The 15966-nt window shown below is 34.9% G+C and carries 14 protein-coding genes and 1 pseudogene; 14 read left to right on the top strand and 1 reads right to left on the bottom strand.

What is annotated here, in order from left to right; all coding sequences use genetic code 11:
* The first annotated feature begins 9 nt into the window (after positions 1–9).
* The 4 genes and pseudogenes from KJS37_RS01165 to KJS37_RS01150 all read left to right on the top strand — a co-directional run bounded on the left by KJS37_RS01165 (position 10) and on the right by KJS37_RS01150 (position 3421).
* Positions 10–1326: pseudogene (locus KJS37_RS01165) on the top strand (phage portal protein).
* A gap of 134 nt (positions 1327–1460) precedes the next feature.
* Positions 1461–1991 carry a hypothetical protein gene (locus KJS37_RS01160; protein ID WP_213495516.1) on the top strand — a complete coding sequence of 177 codons (531 nt, stop codon included), beginning with the start codon at positions 1461–1463 and terminating at the stop codon, positions 1989–1991.
* Between the two features lie 16 nt (positions 1992–2007).
* Positions 2008–2370 (top strand): holin, encoded by a 363-nt coding sequence (locus KJS37_RS01155; protein WP_213495514.1) that lies wholly within the window; start codon positions 2008–2010, stop codon positions 2368–2370.
* The gene (locus tag KJS37_RS01150; protein ID WP_213495512.1) at positions 2354–3421 is read left to right on the top strand and encodes a LysM peptidoglycan-binding domain-containing protein; all 1068 of its coding nucleotides are present in this window, start codon (positions 2354–2356) and stop codon (positions 3419–3421) included. The genes KJS37_RS01155 and KJS37_RS01150 overlap by 17 nt, the downstream gene beginning before the upstream one ends.
* A gap of 41 nt (positions 3422–3462) precedes the next feature.
* Here the strand turns inward: KJS37_RS01150 and KJS37_RS01145 are convergent, their stop codons facing one another.
* Positions 3463–3804: an MmcQ/YjbR family DNA-binding protein gene (locus KJS37_RS01145; protein WP_213495510.1), complete on the bottom strand. Its 342-nt coding sequence runs from the start codon at positions 3802–3804 to the stop codon at positions 3463–3465.
* A gap of 536 nt (positions 3805–4340) precedes the next feature.
* On the opposite strand from KJS37_RS01145, the gene KJS37_RS01140 reads away from it, so the two are divergent.
* The 10 genes from KJS37_RS01140 to atpF all read left to right on the top strand — a co-directional run bounded on the left by KJS37_RS01140 (position 4341) and on the right by atpF (position 15963).
* Positions 4341–4934 carry a PBECR4 domain-containing protein gene (locus KJS37_RS01140; RefSeq protein WP_213495508.1) on the top strand — a complete coding sequence of 198 codons (594 nt, stop codon included), beginning with the start codon at positions 4341–4343 and terminating at the stop codon, positions 4932–4934.
* Positions 4935–5181: 247 nt separating this feature from the next.
* On the top strand, positions 5182–5685 hold the full coding sequence (locus KJS37_RS01135) for a hypothetical protein (RefSeq protein ID WP_213495506.1): 504 nt from the start codon (positions 5182–5184) through the stop codon (positions 5683–5685).
* A 1822-nt stretch (positions 5686–7507) separates the two neighbouring features.
* Positions 7508–9064 carry an ABC-F family ATP-binding cassette domain-containing protein gene (locus tag KJS37_RS01130; RefSeq protein ID WP_017368848.1) on the top strand — a complete coding sequence of 519 codons (1557 nt, stop codon included), beginning with the start codon at positions 7508–7510 and terminating at the stop codon, positions 9062–9064.
* A gap of 164 nt (positions 9065–9228) precedes the next feature.
* Positions 9229–10404, top strand: a complete 1176-nt coding sequence (locus tag KJS37_RS01125; RefSeq protein WP_213495504.1) for an SLC13 family permease — start codon at positions 9229–9231, stop codon at positions 10402–10404.
* A gap of 57 nt (positions 10405–10461) precedes the next feature.
* Positions 10462–11103, top strand: a complete 642-nt coding sequence (locus KJS37_RS01120) for a helix-hairpin-helix domain-containing protein (RefSeq protein WP_213495502.1) — start codon at positions 10462–10464, stop codon at positions 11101–11103.
* A 19-nt stretch (positions 11104–11122) separates the two neighbouring features.
* On the top strand, positions 11123–13333 hold the full coding sequence (locus KJS37_RS01115; protein WP_213495500.1) for a DNA internalization-related competence protein ComEC/Rec2: 2211 nt from the start codon (positions 11123–11125) through the stop codon (positions 13331–13333).
* A gap of 154 nt (positions 13334–13487) precedes the next feature.
* Positions 13488–14264: an alpha/beta hydrolase gene (locus KJS37_RS01110; RefSeq protein WP_185767510.1), complete on the top strand. Its 777-nt coding sequence runs from the start codon at positions 13488–13490 to the stop codon at positions 14262–14264.
* Positions 14265–14459: 195 nt separating this feature from the next.
* The gene (locus KJS37_RS01105) at positions 14460–14675 is read left to right on the top strand and encodes a F0F1 ATP synthase subunit C (protein ID WP_003135074.1); all 216 of its coding nucleotides are present in this window, start codon (positions 14460–14462) and stop codon (positions 14673–14675) included.
* A 54-nt stretch (positions 14676–14729) separates the two neighbouring features.
* Positions 14730–15443 carry a F0F1 ATP synthase subunit A gene (gene atpB / locus KJS37_RS01100; protein WP_017368853.1) on the top strand — a complete coding sequence of 238 codons (714 nt, stop codon included), beginning with the start codon at positions 14730–14732 and terminating at the stop codon, positions 15441–15443.
* Positions 15444–15456: 13 nt separating this feature from the next.
* Positions 15457–15963, top strand: coding sequence for a F0F1 ATP synthase subunit B (atpF, locus tag KJS37_RS01095; RefSeq protein ID WP_017368854.1), 507 nt, complete (start codon positions 15457–15459; stop codon positions 15961–15963).
* Positions 15964–15966: the final 3 nt, after the last annotated feature.

The raw sequence follows: 15966 nt of genomic DNA, 5'->3' as shown, positions 1-15966 counted from the left end.
ATTGAATTAATGACTTTTTCAAAAGATGGAGAAATTACTCCTGAGGTAGTGAAAAAGTTTATAGAAAAACACAAAGAAGAAATTGCACGCTATCAGTATCTAATAAACATGTATAAAGGCATTATGGATATCGCTTCTCAGAAAGAAAAGGATACTTGGAAGCCGGATAATCGGTTAGCTGTGAATTTTCCAAAATATATTGTTGACACTTTTACAGGTTACTTTAATGGGATACCCGTTAAGAAGTCTCACAAAGATTCTAAAGTGTTAGAAAAGCTGCAGTCATTTGATAATTTAAATGATATGGAAGATGAAGAGTCGGAACTTGCTAAGATGGCATGTATTTATGGACGAGCTTTTGAGTTACTTTATCAAGATGAAGTTACACAAACAAATGTTGTTTATAACAGTCCTGAAAATATGTTTATGGTTTATGATGATTCCATCAAAGAAGAACCGTTATTTGCTGTAAGATATGGATTTGATGAAGATGATAATCTCAAAGGAGAAATTTATACTCTACTGGAAACAATTGAAATTAGCGGTAAGGTCAGTGAATTAAGTTTTGGAGAAAGAACTTATAATCCTTATCCAGAACTGCCTGTTGTTGAGTTTTATTTTAACGAAGAGAGAATGAGCATCTTTGAATCTGTAATACCATTGGTTAACGCTTTTAATAAAGCAATCAGTGAGAAAGCAAATGATGTAGATTATTTCAGTGATCAATATCTGGCTTTCTTAGGTGCGGAAGTAGATGAAGAAGATTTGAAGAACATTCGCAGCAATCGTGTGATTAATTATTATGGGAGAGAAAACGAAAAAGGAAATATTGATGTGAGGTTCTTAGAGAAACCTGACAGTGACTCTCAAACAGAAAATTTATTGGATCGTTTAACAAAACTTATCTTTCAAATAACAATAGTTGCTAATATATCAGATGAATCTTTTGGATCATCAAGCGGTGTTGCATTGGCTTATAAGCTACAAGCTATGAGTAACCTTGCTTTATCTTTCCAACGTAAATTTTAATCTTCACTCAACAAGCGTTATAGATTATTTTGTAGTCTAACAACTAACGAAACCGGGAAAGACTCGTGGAAAGATATTGAGTACTCCTTTACTCGTAATGAGCCTAAGGATGTTAAAGAACAAGCTGAGACAGCTACACTTCTCATGGGAGTGACAAGTGAAGAAACTGCTTTAAGTGTTTTATCTGTTGTTCCTGATGTAAAGACAGAAATAGAACGAATTAATAAAGAAAAAGCTGATAATCCAGTGTTTGATACTGATAAAAAAGTGACGGAGGAAAGTAATGAGCAAAATTAAAGTGGAGGCCATTGTTAAGCAGCGTTTAATCTATAAATTAAGTATTTTAAAGATTTGGAATTACAGAAAATACTGATGAATTTAAGAGATTCAATTTTACAATAAAAGTTATTGCAGATGGATATTTAGATATTTTGCCATACAATAGTGAATCAAGTGGAGATTATGAATCATGGTGGAGAGAAATTAAGGTTGAGCATGGGAAGATAGCCACACCTTGGATGCCACACGAAAGTGAGGTTACCTCACAGGATTATCCAACATATATTGGAACTTACACGGATGAAACAATTGCAGGTAAAAAGACATTTACAGAAGAGACTATTTTCTCAAAAGTGAAGAGTTCTGATGATGCTAAAGTATCAACTTATAACGCAATAGAGGCACCTACTGCAAAAGTAAGTTACATGAAGAAGAATGGTGTTGTCTATGTAACAGGAGCAGGAAATTGGGGGAATTGGGGAACCGCAAATGTGAATGTCAAAAAAGGAACTTTTCCAACGGGCTTTCGTCCACCAGTTGATTGGCATGCAGGAATGGCTAGTCAAGGCGGGCAATCATTTATGACTGCCTTTATCACAACTGGTGGAGATTTAATGGTTAACAGTGCAGAAACTGGAGAAAAATATGGGAGTTTCTCTATGTGTTATCCAGCAGAAAATTAGAAAAAGGGGAAACATATTGGAATATAACTTGCTGGGAATCTCAGCATTAATTTTAATCATTCTGGGTCTAACATGGCTTAAGGATGGAGAAAAAATGGCCCCCCCATTGAAAAAAAGGATTGTCATTGATTTAGTGACAATTGCATTATTCTGGGGAGTATTTGAGTTTTATAACTTTTCTGGGGTAAAAGAATACAACAACGAAATAGCATTAGTGATCAATGGATCGCTAGTGTTTTTCTTTGCACGGATGGTTCAGTTGATCTGTCAAATTAATCCATTGTTTCAAGAACTCTTTGCCTATTTAAAGTCTAAAGGGTTAAAGATAGAAAACATTGACGAAAAGAAAATAGGAGATGAAAATGAAAAAAATTATTAAAGCAGCGGCAATTGCAATTATAGCTCTGACAAGTTTTGGAGCAACAAGTCATGCCTTCGCAGCAGTAGGTGACCAAGGAGTGGACTGGTCAAAATATAACGGATATCAAGGAAACTTTGGTTATGCCAGTGATGAATTCTCTATTGCACAAATTGGGGGAACTTATGGCGGATATTACGTGGACCAGTTGACTTATAACAGTCAAGTTCAAAATACTCTGGCACAAGGAAAACGAGCGCACACATATATTTGGTATCAAGTAGGTGGCTCCATTGAACTTTCAAAAGGAGTTCTTGATCGATACTTGCCACAAATTGCTACACCTAAAGGCTCTATTGTCGCTCTTGATTATGAGAGTGGGGCGAGTGGAAGTAAGCAGGCGAACACAGATGCTATTCTTTACGGAATGCGCCGTGTGAAAGAAGCAGGATATACACCAATGTATTACAGCTATAAGCCTTACACAATTGCAAATGTGGACTACAAACGCATTATTAAAGAGTTTCCTGGATCACTTTGGATTGCGGAATATCCAAACTATGAAGTAACTCCAACACCAAACTGGAATTTCTTCCCAAGCATGGATGATATTGGTATTTTCCAATTTACTTCCACTTATGTGGCAGGGGGATTAGATGGTAATATTGACCTTACAGGTGTCACGGATAATGGATATGATGGAAAAGTACCTAATCCAGCACCAACACCAAATCCAACTCCAGAACCTACTCCAGCACCGAGTCCAAGCAATAAAACTCACATTGTACAATATGGCGACACATTGAGCAGCATTGCTTATAGTTGGGGTACAAGCTGGCAAGAATTGGCACGTCAGAACGCTTTGAGTAATCCTAACCTTATTTATGCAGGACAAGCAATTAGCTATTCAGGTGGCTCAAATGCGGCGACAGGTGGATCTTATACTGTACAATACGGAGACAATCTCTCTGTTATTGCACAACGTTTAGGCACAACTGTACAGCATCTTGTTTCAAGTAACGGCATTCAAAACCCTAACTTGATTTATGCAGGTCAAACTCTAAATTATTAATATAAAAACACCCCTAGCCATAACGGTTAGGGGTGTTTTTGTTATTTTTGAGTAAGAGTGTCACTTTCTTTAATCATCTGAATAAGTCCCTCTGGTGTAAGGTCGGTATTGTTTATACTTACAGTATTCCAGTGTGTTTTGTTCATATGATAACCTGGGAATACACCACGGATTTGTCGAGCTTCTTCACCATGCTCTGGAGTAAGTTTTAAATCAATTAATAGTTCATTGTCTTTTTCAAAAATTAAGACAATAATTTTTTTATTCGATTTTTGTCTGATTGTTGTCCATAGGATTTTTTCTCGGATATTATTGTTAAATGGGTAATCCTCAAATGAAGTTGTTTGTTTTAAAACTAAATTAATTAATTCTTCTCGTGTCATCTGATTTCCTTTCTATTAAAGTTATTGTATCACAAAGTTAAGTGATAGAATTCAGTTGATTGAACGGGTGTTTTTGTTGTTTCTCCATGGAAGAATTCAAAAATTTGGGTTAAAGTATAAGGAGAGCGTTATGTTTTGAACTACTTTTTGTGTAAAAAGTATTATATAACCAATATAAAAAGCACGAAAAAAACGTCAAAAAATACGGAAAAAGTATCAAAAAGTACGAAAAAAGTTGCATTTTTTGTTGAAATACTACAAAAATTTGTTATAATACTTTTAAGGTAATAAATACGGATTAAAAGCTCAGTTGTTCAAATTGCTTTATCTGGTTTCATTTATCACCTCCTTTCTAAAGTGATGGGGAACACTATAATCTCGAAGATTTCACTCATTAACTTGAGTACCGTTGCGAGTACGATAACTCGATACTGTTTGTGGCTACTTTACGTAGCGAGAGGTGGCGGACACCATAAAAATTCCCCACAGGAATTATCACACCCCTAATCGGGGTGTTTATTTTTTATTGGAGTAGCATGGAAAAGAGAATAGGATTTAAGAAACCTACAAATTCAGAGTTTTTAATTTTACAAAAAGAGTTATTGACTATAAAGTCCGTGCTATCTTTTATTGATTCTGAGTTAATCGGTAAAGATATAATTATTTGTACACAGAAAACTGAAATTTCGTTTAAAATTGAGACAAGAAATATACCTCACTTGCTAGGAATACACTACGATAGAGGTGGGAAAGCTCTTTGGAAAGATTTTAAGAGAAAAAGACTTTCTACTAGAAATATGCTTATAAAAGCAGATGGGACCACCTTCCAAAAATTATCCGCTCTTCATTGTTTTGAGGATTTGTTTACTAAACCCTGTTTTCTTACAGGAAACGGGAAATTTGAGAAATTAACGTTTGATGCTTCAATCAGAACTAGTCGTCTTCTTTTAGCAATTGGTTTTAAATATTCTGATGATGATCAGATTTATTATCCGAATACTGTGTTAAATCTGAAGTCTAAAATTATTCCTGATGGTCAAAAAGTATTAGCTATTTATACGGAAGATCCAGAAAATGGTAAACTGAAATATCTGCAAAAGAATGCAAAATACAAATTGAAAAGATATTAAAAGAGATGGAGTGCATTCTATAATAAAAGTCTTACCAATGTGACTTTTATTATCAATTTACAAAACTTAATTGAGCTGATATAATTATTTTGCCCATAAATAGGGTATTCATCTAATACGTCCGCCTTGTGTGGGCGTTTTTTATTCATAGGGGAATTTTGGGGTTTTTTTGTAAAAATTGATTGATAAGGATAAGCGCTAGTTCCAATTTATCTGATTTTGTAATAAAATAAGAATGGAGGGATTTATGAAGAAAATAACACTATTATCCATACTGCTTTTATCTTCTTTTTCACTTATAGCTTGTTCGTCAAATAAGCAAGAAGATGAGAAAAAGACTGAACCAAAGAGTGAGGAAAAAAGTAAAGAAATAAAATCTAATAAAACCATTTCGTCAGAAGCTGTCATGGAAGGCAATATATCTGAAGGGAAGCAGACAACCACTAATAGTTCTACAATAGAAGGTGTTGGAAGTCAAAATAATTCTAGTTATAGTGGACAGAAAAATAGTACAGAAAATCCACAAAGTGAAGAAAGAGTAAATAAACTAGAACATTACAAAACATTAATTCGAAATGCTAAAGAAAAACAAAGTGCATATATAAATTCTATTAATGACCCTAAGATAAAACAATCTGTGCAAACTGCTGACAGTGCAGCAATTGGTGAAGCAACTCGTCTACAAATAGAAAATCCTAAGGAAGAGGATATTGTTGAAGAGGCTTTAAAAATAGTTATAGCAGAGGGGTAAACTTCCAATAGTAACTTGTTCTATTGTCGTTGAAATGAGTCTCTCTAAAAAAATTTAAGAGGTGATAATAACAGATGCTTTATTTTACCTATTTTTATATCAAAAAACAGAATAGTACAAGCAATAAACACCTGTTCTTAATAGGTTATTCCCTGCTTCGGTGGGGATTTTTTATATATAACTATAATATTATTTTTAAACAAAAAAATTTATTTGATAATCAAACTATGTTAAAATTGCAAAGGAAAAAAATAATTGAAAAGATAAATACACTATTCATTATCTTAACTACGTTTGCCAGCGTGGTTTTTGTTATTCACTTTTTAAGTATTTTTATTTCATTTGGTTGCCAAACAATATTAAAATAGCTATGTTTAAGAGTCTTTCTTAAAAACCACTCTGACTTTTCTGCTTTAAGACAGAGATTTTTTGTTTCAGAAAGAAAATGAGTAATTAGACCCTTCTCAGTCTGTACTAATATTACTCTTGACATCAGGAATTATTTGTATAAAAACACTGCTATTTTAAGTTTTTCACTTTGTTCGGGAACCAAATAATGGTATACTGATACAGTCCGGTTAGGACTTTTTCATAAAAATACTCCGAAGACTTTGGTATATAATATCAAGGTCTTTTTTTTTAAAAAGAATTAGATATGAATTGTCAAGTAGTAGAAAAGTGGACTCTACAATTGATGTTTCTATGTTCAAAAATGCTATTATTTTAAACTTTTTCATTTTGTTTGAGAATCAAACAATGTTAGAATGGTTAGGTCCTCCAAGGATAAATATATGACAAATACAAGTCCCCCACTGTTATACTGGGGGGCTTTTTTACTGTTGTCAAATACAACAATATGCTATAAAAAATTATTCAAAATTATACACTTAGCCAATTACTGAGTGGTTGTTATAAACAAATTTTTAGCATAGAACACTTGATAATGCTATACTGTTTAAGGCAAGTAGAAAAATTTCCTGAATATAAAACACGTTGCCAGCGTGTTTTTCAATATAATATTTGTGTTCCGGGAATCAGATTACAATTATATGAGCGCCTATAAAAGTTATGGGCGCTTTTTTATAATATTAACAGAATATAAAAATTGTCTAGAAAGGTACAGGAGAACCAATATTACTCTATGCATGTAAAACTATTTTTGTTATAATATCAAAGGCATAAGATAATAATTACAAAAGACTCCTCAAATTTTCGAGGAGTTTTTTGTTATACTCTAAGTACACAATTTAGTTATTCCAATTTATCCCTGCACTCTGTAGGGATTTTAATTTAGGGGGCAAAAAAGGGGCATAAGTATAAAACTTTAGTATATTTTCCACAACTTGTAGAAAAAGTTTGATATTTACAGAGCTTTATATAATCAACTTTTATAATTTTATACTATTATAATAGTAGAAAAATTAGATTGGAGGGTTCAATCGGTTAAAGAAAAAGCAAGGCTTTTTCCCGATTGAATCAGTAAATAGGGATTTTCGTAAGAAAATCTTCGCTCGTATCGGTTAAAGAAAAAGCAAGGCTTTTTCCCGATTGAATCAGCAAACGGAGATTTTCGTAAGAAAATCTTCGCTTGTATCGGGTAATAAATATGGCACAGGTTTTCCGATGAAAAAATATTATAAGTGTAAATATGCCCTTTGTGATTTATGAGGGGCATATTTATTTTATACTTTTTAAATTACAAGGGGCTATTCTAACCAGAAACTCAGATATGTATCAGATTTCCTGAACAAATAACACAACTTCCTACTTTTAACTTTTTGTGTTAAACTATTAAACAGTATGTAAAAGAAAGAGCAGTAATATGAGTATTATCAATGTAAAAAATTTATCCCATGGCTTTGGTGAGCGCGTGATTTTTGAAAATGTATCTTTCCGCCTCCTTAAAGGAGAACACGTTGGACTTGTCGGCGCGAATGGTGAAGGAAAATCAACCTTTATGAATATCGTGACAGGAGCCTTGCAACCTGATGAAGGAAAAGTGGAATGGTCTAAAAAAGTTCGTGTTGGTTATCTGGATCAACATGCAGTCTTACAAAAAGGACAAACGATTCGTGACGTTCTCTCAAGTGCCTTTCAGTATCTTTTTGATATTGAAGCGGAAATTAATGATCTGTATTTGAAAATGGGAGATGTGACTCCAGAAGAAATGGATCAACTTTTGGAAGAAGTCGGTGAACTGCAAGATATTCTGGAACAAAGTGACTTTTATCAAATTAACTCTAAAGTGGAAGAAATCGGACGTGGGCTTGGTCTTCATGAAATCGGTTTTGAGCGAGATGTTGAAGACCTTTCGGGCGGACAACGTACGAAAGTCCTCTTAGCAAAACTCTTGCTGACAAAACCCGAAATCCTGATGCTGGATGAACCAACAAACTATTTGGATGAAGAACATATTGCATGGCTTAAGCAGTATCTCTTAGACTATGAAAATGCCTTTATCTTGATTTCGCATGACATACCTTTCTTAAGCTCGGTTATCAACATCATTTATCATATGGAAAATGGCTCTTTAGATCGCTATGTTGGTAATTATGAGGCCTTTCAATCTGTCTATGAGATGAAGAAAAAACAAGAGTTGGCTGCTTACAAGCGTCAGCAATCAGAAATTGCAGACCTTAAAGATTTTGTGGCACGAAATAAAGCACGTGTAGCTACACGTAACATGGCAATGTCTCGTCAGAAAAAGCTAGATAAAATGGATATGATTGAGTTAAGTGCAGAACGACCAAAACCGCAATTTGACTTTAAAAAAGGTCCAACTTCAAGCAAACTTATTTTTGAGACGAAGGATTTAGTTATTGGTTATACTGAACCTTTATCTCGCCCGCTTAACTTGCGAGCTGAACGTGGACAGAAGATTGTTTTCACTGGTGCAAACGGAATCGGTAAAACAACACTATTGCGGAGTATCCTAGGCGAAATACAAGCACTTGATGGTGAGGTTCAAAAAGGTGAAAAGTTAGAGATTGGCTACTTTGAGCAAGAAGTCAAAAGCGATAATGGAAAAACCTGTTTGGAAGAGATATGGGATACTTTTCCAGCAATGAACCAAGCGGAAGTTCGTGCTGCGTTGGCACGTTGTGGCTTAACTAAAAAACACATCGAAAGTAAGGTTGCTGTGCTAAGTGGTGGCGAAAAGGCCAAGGTCCGTTTGTGCAAATTAATGAATGCTGAAAGCAATGTTCTTGTCCTTGATGAACCAACCAACCATTTGGATGTGGATGCCAAGGATGAACTCAAACGTGCCTTGCAAGAATACAAGGGAACGATTCTTTTAATTTCCCATGAACCAGAATTCTACCAAGATGTTGCAACTGAGACTTGGAATTGTGAATCTTGGACTACAAAAGTACTGTAAACAGTACTTTTTATTTGTTTAAAGTAAGTTTTTAGAACCGATATTCCTTGCTGTATTTATACTTCCAAAAAAAAATCGTTTTTTTTATAATCTTTTTCGTAATTTCATGGAAAAAAGTTGTATAATTGTAGGAGTGCAATTAATCAGTTTTTTAAGGAGAAAACATGGAACAGCAAATCACAAGAAAGCCAGATACTGCTTTCAAAAAGTTGACCCAGTTTTTTATTGTTGATAAGGTCTTTCTTGTATCGTTTATTATCGCCGTTATTTCAGTGAGCATGGGCGGCATACAAACTGAATTTTTTGATAACAAAGTCATAGTGACCGTTTTTGGTTTAATGTTAGTTATTGCTGGTTTTCGATCTACTGGTATTTTGTCCTACATGGGTCAAACATTAGTTAAAAGAAGTAAGACAACGCGTCAGCTTGTACGATTTACCACAATGCTGGCCTTCTTTTTTGCCGTATTTTTTACTAATGACCTCACCATATTGACGATTTTACCACTCTACTTGACGATTACTCGAGAAATAAAAAATCGTAAGTCTGTTTATATTGGAGCGGCGATGATTGTACCTGCCTGCCATACAGGTTCGAGTCTTTTGCCTCAAGGAAATCCACACAATCTTTATTTGTATTCTTTTTATCAAAATCCAGTGCATCATTTGGGTCAATCATTGACAAATTTGGAATTCTTTAAAGGAACAGGATTACTCTGGCTTGCAGGCTTTCTACTCTTAAACTTGGCTTGCCAATTTATTGACAATGAACCTTTGGTAATTGAAACAAAGGTGAATAAGTTTAATCGATTAGAAACCTCAATTTTTATTGCCTTGATGATTTTAATGGCAGCAGCTGTTTTTGGTTATGTTAATTTTTATCTTGCTGTGGCTATCGTAGCTGTAATTGTTCTTTTCTATCGTCCAGAACTCTTTAAGGGTGTAGATTACCATTTGCTTCTTACCTTTGTTTTCTTCTTCTTAATTGTAGGAAATATCGCAAATATTCAAGTACTTACGGACTTTATTAGCAATACCTTTGTTGACCCACAGATGTCCTTCTTAGGAACGGTATTTATGAGTCAAATTATTTCTAATATCGCAGCACCAATTCTTATATCACCTTTTACACCCCATGCTGTTTCTGTTGTTATAGGTGCAGATATTGGTGGTATAGGCACAATGGTTGCTTCAATGGCAACATTGATTGCCTATAAAATCATTCGCGTTCAAGCACGTGGTGAAACGGCAGGATTTGTAAAATACTTTGCTCTCGTAAATGCAGGTTTCCTAGCTGTTTTAGTAGTTGTGGGCTTAATCATTGTGAGTTTTGGAATTTAAAAATAGTTTTGTAAAAACATGTAGTGAAAAACTGCATGTTTTTTCGTACTTAGAATTATGAAAAAAATAACAGAATATATAAATGAAAATTTAAAAACTATTGTTGGAGTTGTTTTAGCATTGACTATTTTAGGTATATTTTACTGGAATAAAAAAGTTCCTGATCTGCCTAAGAAAGAAGAAGGTTTACCTGAGTGGGTAGAGGGAAGCAAGGAAAAAGACGGTTCAGAGAAGAAAAATACTGAAAAGGTAGATGAGGATGAAATCATTGTTGATGTTAAAGGCGCTGTTAAAAAACCTGGTATCTACAAATTGTCTTCAAAAAACCGTGTATCCGATGCAGTAGCAAGTGCTGGTGGTTTTACGGAAGAAGCGGAGAGAAAAGGAATAAATCTGGCAAAAAAGTTGCAAGATGAAGCTGAAGTTTATGTTCCTTTGCGAGGGGAAGCAGATACAAATCACTTGTTAGAAAACACAGAAAATACCAACAAAACCGCCGAAAAAGCAAAAATTAATATTAATACAGCAGATTTAACTGAATTGCAGCAACTTAGTGGTGTGGGAGCAAAAAAAGCACAAGATATACTGGATTACCGTTCTGAAAATGGTTCCTTTCAGACAGTGGAAGAATTGACTAAGGTGAGCGGATTTGGCCCTAAAACATTAGAAAAATTGAAAGAAGCAATCACAGTAGATTAGGAGAGAGACAGTTAGTCAGATGAAACAAAAATTTTCGCTTATCTATTTAGTTTATCTCTTGGTTTTGGTTTATTTTCTTATTTTTAGTTTTTCATGGCCTATCATTGTTTTTAGCCTTTTCAGTATTATTGTTGCTTTATATCGTCAATATTATGGTTTGTTAGCTCTTTTACTATGCTTTAGCTTGTTCTTACACATGGTTAAAAAAGAAGATGAATTACAAGAAAATAAACAACCAGCAAAGATTTCTAAAATCACACCCTACATGGATACTCTTCAAGTGAATGGAAGTAGGCTCAGTTTTAGAGGTGAAGTAGATGGAAGAGATTATCAAGCTTTTTACACGTTGTCTTCTGAAAAAGAGAAAGAATACTTTAAAAATCTTGCCGTAAAGGGGACATTATATCTTGAAGGTACTTTGGAGATTCCAGAGGGACAGCGAAACTTTACTGGCTTTGATTATAGAAAGTATTTAAGAACTCAAGGTATTTATCGACTTCTCGAAATAGAAAAAATTCATGGCTTTGAACAAACATATGAATTTGATTTACGTCTTATACGTAGAAGAGCTATCCTTTGGACACAGGAACATTTTCCAGCACCGATGTCCTCCTATATGACAGGACTTCTGTTTGGTTGGCTAGATAAAGACTTTGAAGAAATGGAGGAGCTCTACACTAGTCTCGGTATTATCCATTTATTTGCTTTGTCAGGTATGCAAGTGAATTTTTTTATTGAACTCCTTCGAAATGTTTTACTAAGACTAGGCTTATCACGAAAGTTAGTCTTTTTTATCCAGATTCCCTTTTCGATATTTTATGCATTTCTTACAGGCTTATCTCTTTCAATCTTACGTGCGCTCCTACAAAAAAATATCCCTTTTAAAAATCCAAGCGATAGATTTTCTATCACTTTTCTTCTTTTAATAGTGTTCAGTCCATATTTTCTACTGACTACAGGGGGACAATTGACGATGCTCTATTCTTTCTTAATCACGTTCATATCGCGAAAATTCAAAGAAGTGAAAGGGCTAAAAAAGTCTTTACTTGATTCTACTGTTTTAGCTGTAGGAGTCCTTCCGCTTTTGATTTTTCATTTCCATAGTTTTCAGCCATTATCGATAATATTGACTTTACTATTCAGTATGATCTTTGATTTTTTACTCTTACCTGGTTTGCTTTTTGTTTTTCTCCTTTCTTTACTTGGTATTAATCTGACATTACTTAATCCTTTTTTTGTTGTTTTAGAATCAGTAGTAAAGCTGGTTGGTAATTTATTCGACAAACCAATTGTGTTTGGAAAACCAGATGTTATATTTTTACTTTTACTTTTTATTCTGAGTGGACTTATACTGGATTTTTATAAAAAAAGAAATTGGAATTTAGTCATAATACTTGTTCTTTTCTGTATTTTTTTTCTGGTTAAGAATCCTAAACACCCAAGTATTACAATGGTGGATGTGGGACAAGGAGACAGTATTCTCTTGCAGGACAGCTGGAACAGTAAAAATATCCTAATAGATACTGGCGGTAGATTAAAGATAAGAACTGATGAGCACTGGAGGGAAGGAAGCTATAAAAGTAATGCGGAGCGTACACTTCTCCCTTATCTGAGAGCGCGTGGAGTGAGTAAGATAGATGCCCTGATAGTGACACATCCAGATGAGGATCATATTGGAGACTTGAAGAGTGTAGCTCAGAAAGTACCAATAAAAAATATTTATGTCTCAGCTAGTGCATTAGAGAAGCAAATTTTTGTGAAAAAACTAAGCAGCTTAAAAAGTCAGATTCACATTGTGCAAGAGGGAGACAAGATTCCCATATTTAACAGCTATCTCCGATTTTTAACGACAGGAGGTGAAGGAAAAAGCGATAATGATAATTCTTTAGTGACATTTGGTGAATTTTATGGGAAGAAATTTCTTTTTACAGGTGACTTAGAAGAAGAGGGAGAGGCTAAACTCCAGAAAGGATATCCACATTTAGAGGTTGATATCCTAAAAGTTGGACATCACGGCAGTAAGACTTCTACAAAGGAAGGTTTTTTAGAAGCGATTAAGCCTAAGATTGCTCTTATTTCTGCTGGAAAAAATAATCGATATAAACATCCGAGTCAAGAGACGCTTCACCAATTAACTGCACGAGGAATAAAAATTTATCGGACAGACCAGCAAGGAGCGATCCGTCTCCTATATAAAAAAGGCAGCTGGCAAATTCAAACAGTAAAGTAAGTTTGGGGTACAAAAATGTTACATACTATATGACAAAACAGTCTGGCTTTTTGATTGAATAGCAATGAGAATAAGGCGATATGTAATAATTCTTATGTTATAATAGTAGGAAACGTTTACTTGAATCATAAAAGTAAACGGGATGGGAGGAAAGATGGCTATTATAAATATTGAATATTACTCCGAAGTACTGGGGATGAATCGTAAGTTTAACGTGATTTACCCAGAAGCCAGCAAGACGGGAGTAAAAGATGGAAATGACATTCCAGTGCTTTATTTGTTGCATGGGATGTCTGGAAATGAAGATTCATGGCTTATAAGAACAGGGATTGATCGTTTAATTCGTCATACCCAACTTGCGATTGTTATGCCCTCAACCGATTTGGGCTTCTATACGAATACCAATTACGGGATGAGATATTTTGATGCGATCGCCAAGGAACTGCCACAGGTGGTTCATAATTTCTTTCCTAACTTAAGTACTAAGAGGGAAAAGAACTTCATCGCAGGCTTATCTATGGGAGGTTATGGCGCATTTAAGCTGGCCTTGGCGACTGAAAAATTTAGTTATGCAGCAAGCTTATCAGGAGCATTGGATATGACTGACCTAAAAGAACAGAGCGCTGAGAACGAAGCCTATTGGACAGGAATTTTTGGCGATCTTGATCACTTTAACGACAGCGAAAACAGTATCCTCTATCTTGCAGAACACCATACAGGTGAAAAGCCAAAGCTCTACAGCTGGTGTGGTGAACAGGATTATCTTATTTCCGGAAATAATAGAGCGGCTCAATTTCTTGAGGAAAAAGGCTTTGAGCTGCGCTATGAGAATGCACCAGGTACACATGAGTGGTACTATTGGACAAAACAAATCGAGACCGTTTTAAAATGGCTTCCTATTGATTATAAGGAAGAAGAACGCCTAAGTTAAACAGCTTAAAATTAAAATATAAAACCTTGAAACTTAAATAAATCCTAAAGAAAACGTTTGCTTTAAAAAGGCCGAACGATTTAGAGAAAAATGTTTGATAATCTTAGGTTAAGTTTTGACAAACGGATTGAATAGGACTATAATTTCATAGTAATAAAAATTTGCGAAAAATCGCACATAGAAAGAGGTCATTAAATGACAACAATCTCAATTGAAGCTCTTAAAGCAGTAGCTATTGGTATTAGTGCACTTGGTGCCGCTATCGGTGATGGACTTATTGTTTCAGCATTTATTAATGCTGTTGCACGCCAACCAGAAATGGAAGGAAAACTTCGCGGAAGTATGTTCCTTGGTGTTGCCTTTGCCGAAGGTACATTCTTCATCGCCTTAGCTATGGCTTTCTTGTTCTAAAAATCGTTGATTTAACTTTTATACTCAACAATTATTTAGAAAGGAAGACTAGCTATGGAATCAACATGGACTTTTAATGTTGGACCAGTGACTTTTGACGGTGTCATCCTATATATGACGGCATTGACCGTTTTAATTGTCTTTGGTTTGATTTATTGGGCAAGTCGCAATATGCAGCTTAAGCCTACAGGTAAGCAAAACGTCCTTGAGTGGGTAGTTGACTTTATTAACGGCATCGGACGTGAAAATCTAGGTGCTAAAGAGTCACCAAAGTATGCCCTCATGAGTTTTACACTCTTTTCTTTCCTTTTGATTTCGAATATTATTGGGCTAGTTACTAAAATCACTGCACCGGGTGACATCAGCTTATGGCGTTCTCCAACAGCAAACTCAACAGTTGACTTGACTTTAGCAGTCTTGGTCATTGTACTCGCCAATACTCTTGGTGTGAAACAGTTTGGCTTTAAAGGCTATCTTAAAAATGCCTTTTGGAAAGAACCTAAAGCAATGCTTCCGATGACTATTATGGAAGAATTTACAAATGCCCTTTCTATGGGACTTCGTCTTTATGGTAATATCTTTGCTGGTGAAGTTCTTCTGGGAATTATTGCTGGAATGATTGATTCTGGCTGGTTTATTCTTCCTGTGACATGGATTTTAGCAATGGCTTGGATAGCATTCTCAATCTTTATTTCATCTCTTCAGGCTTATGTTTTTGTTCTTTTGACAAATCTTTACATTAGCCACAAAATTTTAGCAGAACACTAGGAAAGGAGTAGAAATGCTTACTACATTATTAGAAACTGCTCCGAATACAGTTCTTGGTAACATTATCGTTGTCAGCGGTGCATTCATCATCTTGCTGATCTTGGTTCGTAAATTTGCGTGGGGTGCCATTACAGGTATCTTTGAAGAACGTGCAAATAAAATCAATAACGATATTACAACTGCAGAACTGTCAAAAAAAGAAGCAGAAACATTATTAGCGCAACGTGAAAATGAACTTGCAGGTTCTAAAGAAGAAGCTGCAAGCATTATCCAAACAGCCAATGATACAGCTAAACAAAATCGTGCAAACATCTTGGCCACAGCCAACGAAGAAGCAGCGAATGTTAAAAAACGCGCCCAAGAAGATATTGAACAAGAACGAAAAGAAGCGCTTAGTTCAGTTAAAGGGGACGTTGCTGATATTTCAGTACAAATTGCTGAAAAACTCATCGGTCAATCTTTGGATTCACAAGCACAATCAGAACTTATTGACAGCTATATTGCTAAGCTTGGCGAATAGGAG

This window comes from Lactococcus formosensis, assembly GCF_018403745.1.
Taxonomy (GTDB): domain Bacteria; phylum Bacillota; class Bacilli; order Lactobacillales; family Streptococcaceae; genus Lactococcus; species Lactococcus formosensis.
Note: the sequence above shows the minus strand (reverse complement) of the source record. Positions and strands in the feature narration are given on the sequence as shown.

Coding starts and splice junctions, on each gene's coding strand:
- KJS37_RS01135 (WP_213495506.1), top strand. CDS start 5,182: ATGAAGAAAATAACACTATTATCCATACTGCTTTTATCTTCTTTTTCA.
- KJS37_RS01125 (WP_213495504.1), top strand. CDS start 9,229: ATGGAACAGCAAATCACAAGAAAGCCAGATACTGCTTTCAAAAAGTTG.
- atpF (WP_017368854.1), top strand. CDS start 15,457: ATGCTTACTACATTATTAGAAACTGCTCCGAATACAGTTCTTGGTAAC.
- KJS37_RS01115 (WP_213495500.1), top strand. CDS start 11,123: ATGAAACAAAAATTTTCGCTTATCTATTTAGTTTATCTCTTGGTTTTG.
- atpB (WP_017368853.1), top strand. CDS start 14,730: ATGGAATCAACATGGACTTTTAATGTTGGACCAGTGACTTTTGACGGT.
- KJS37_RS01120 (WP_213495502.1), top strand. CDS start 10,462: ATGAAAAAAATAACAGAATATATAAATGAAAATTTAAAAACTATTGTT.
- KJS37_RS01150 (WP_213495512.1), top strand. CDS start 2,354: ATGAAAAAAATTATTAAAGCAGCGGCAATTGCAATTATAGCTCTGACA.
- KJS37_RS01110 (WP_185767510.1), top strand. CDS start 13,488: ATGGCTATTATAAATATTGAATATTACTCCGAAGTACTGGGGATGAAT.
- KJS37_RS01140 (WP_213495508.1), top strand. CDS start 4,341: ATGGAAAAGAGAATAGGATTTAAGAAACCTACAAATTCAGAGTTTTTA.
- KJS37_RS01105 (WP_003135074.1), top strand. CDS start 14,460: ATGACAACAATCTCAATTGAAGCTCTTAAAGCAGTAGCTATTGGTATT.
- KJS37_RS01145 (WP_213495510.1), bottom strand. CDS start 3,804: ATGACACGAGAAGAATTAATTAATTTAGTTTTAAAACAAACAACTTCA.
- KJS37_RS01130 (WP_017368848.1), top strand. CDS start 7,508: ATGAGTATTATCAATGTAAAAAATTTATCCCATGGCTTTGGTGAGCGC.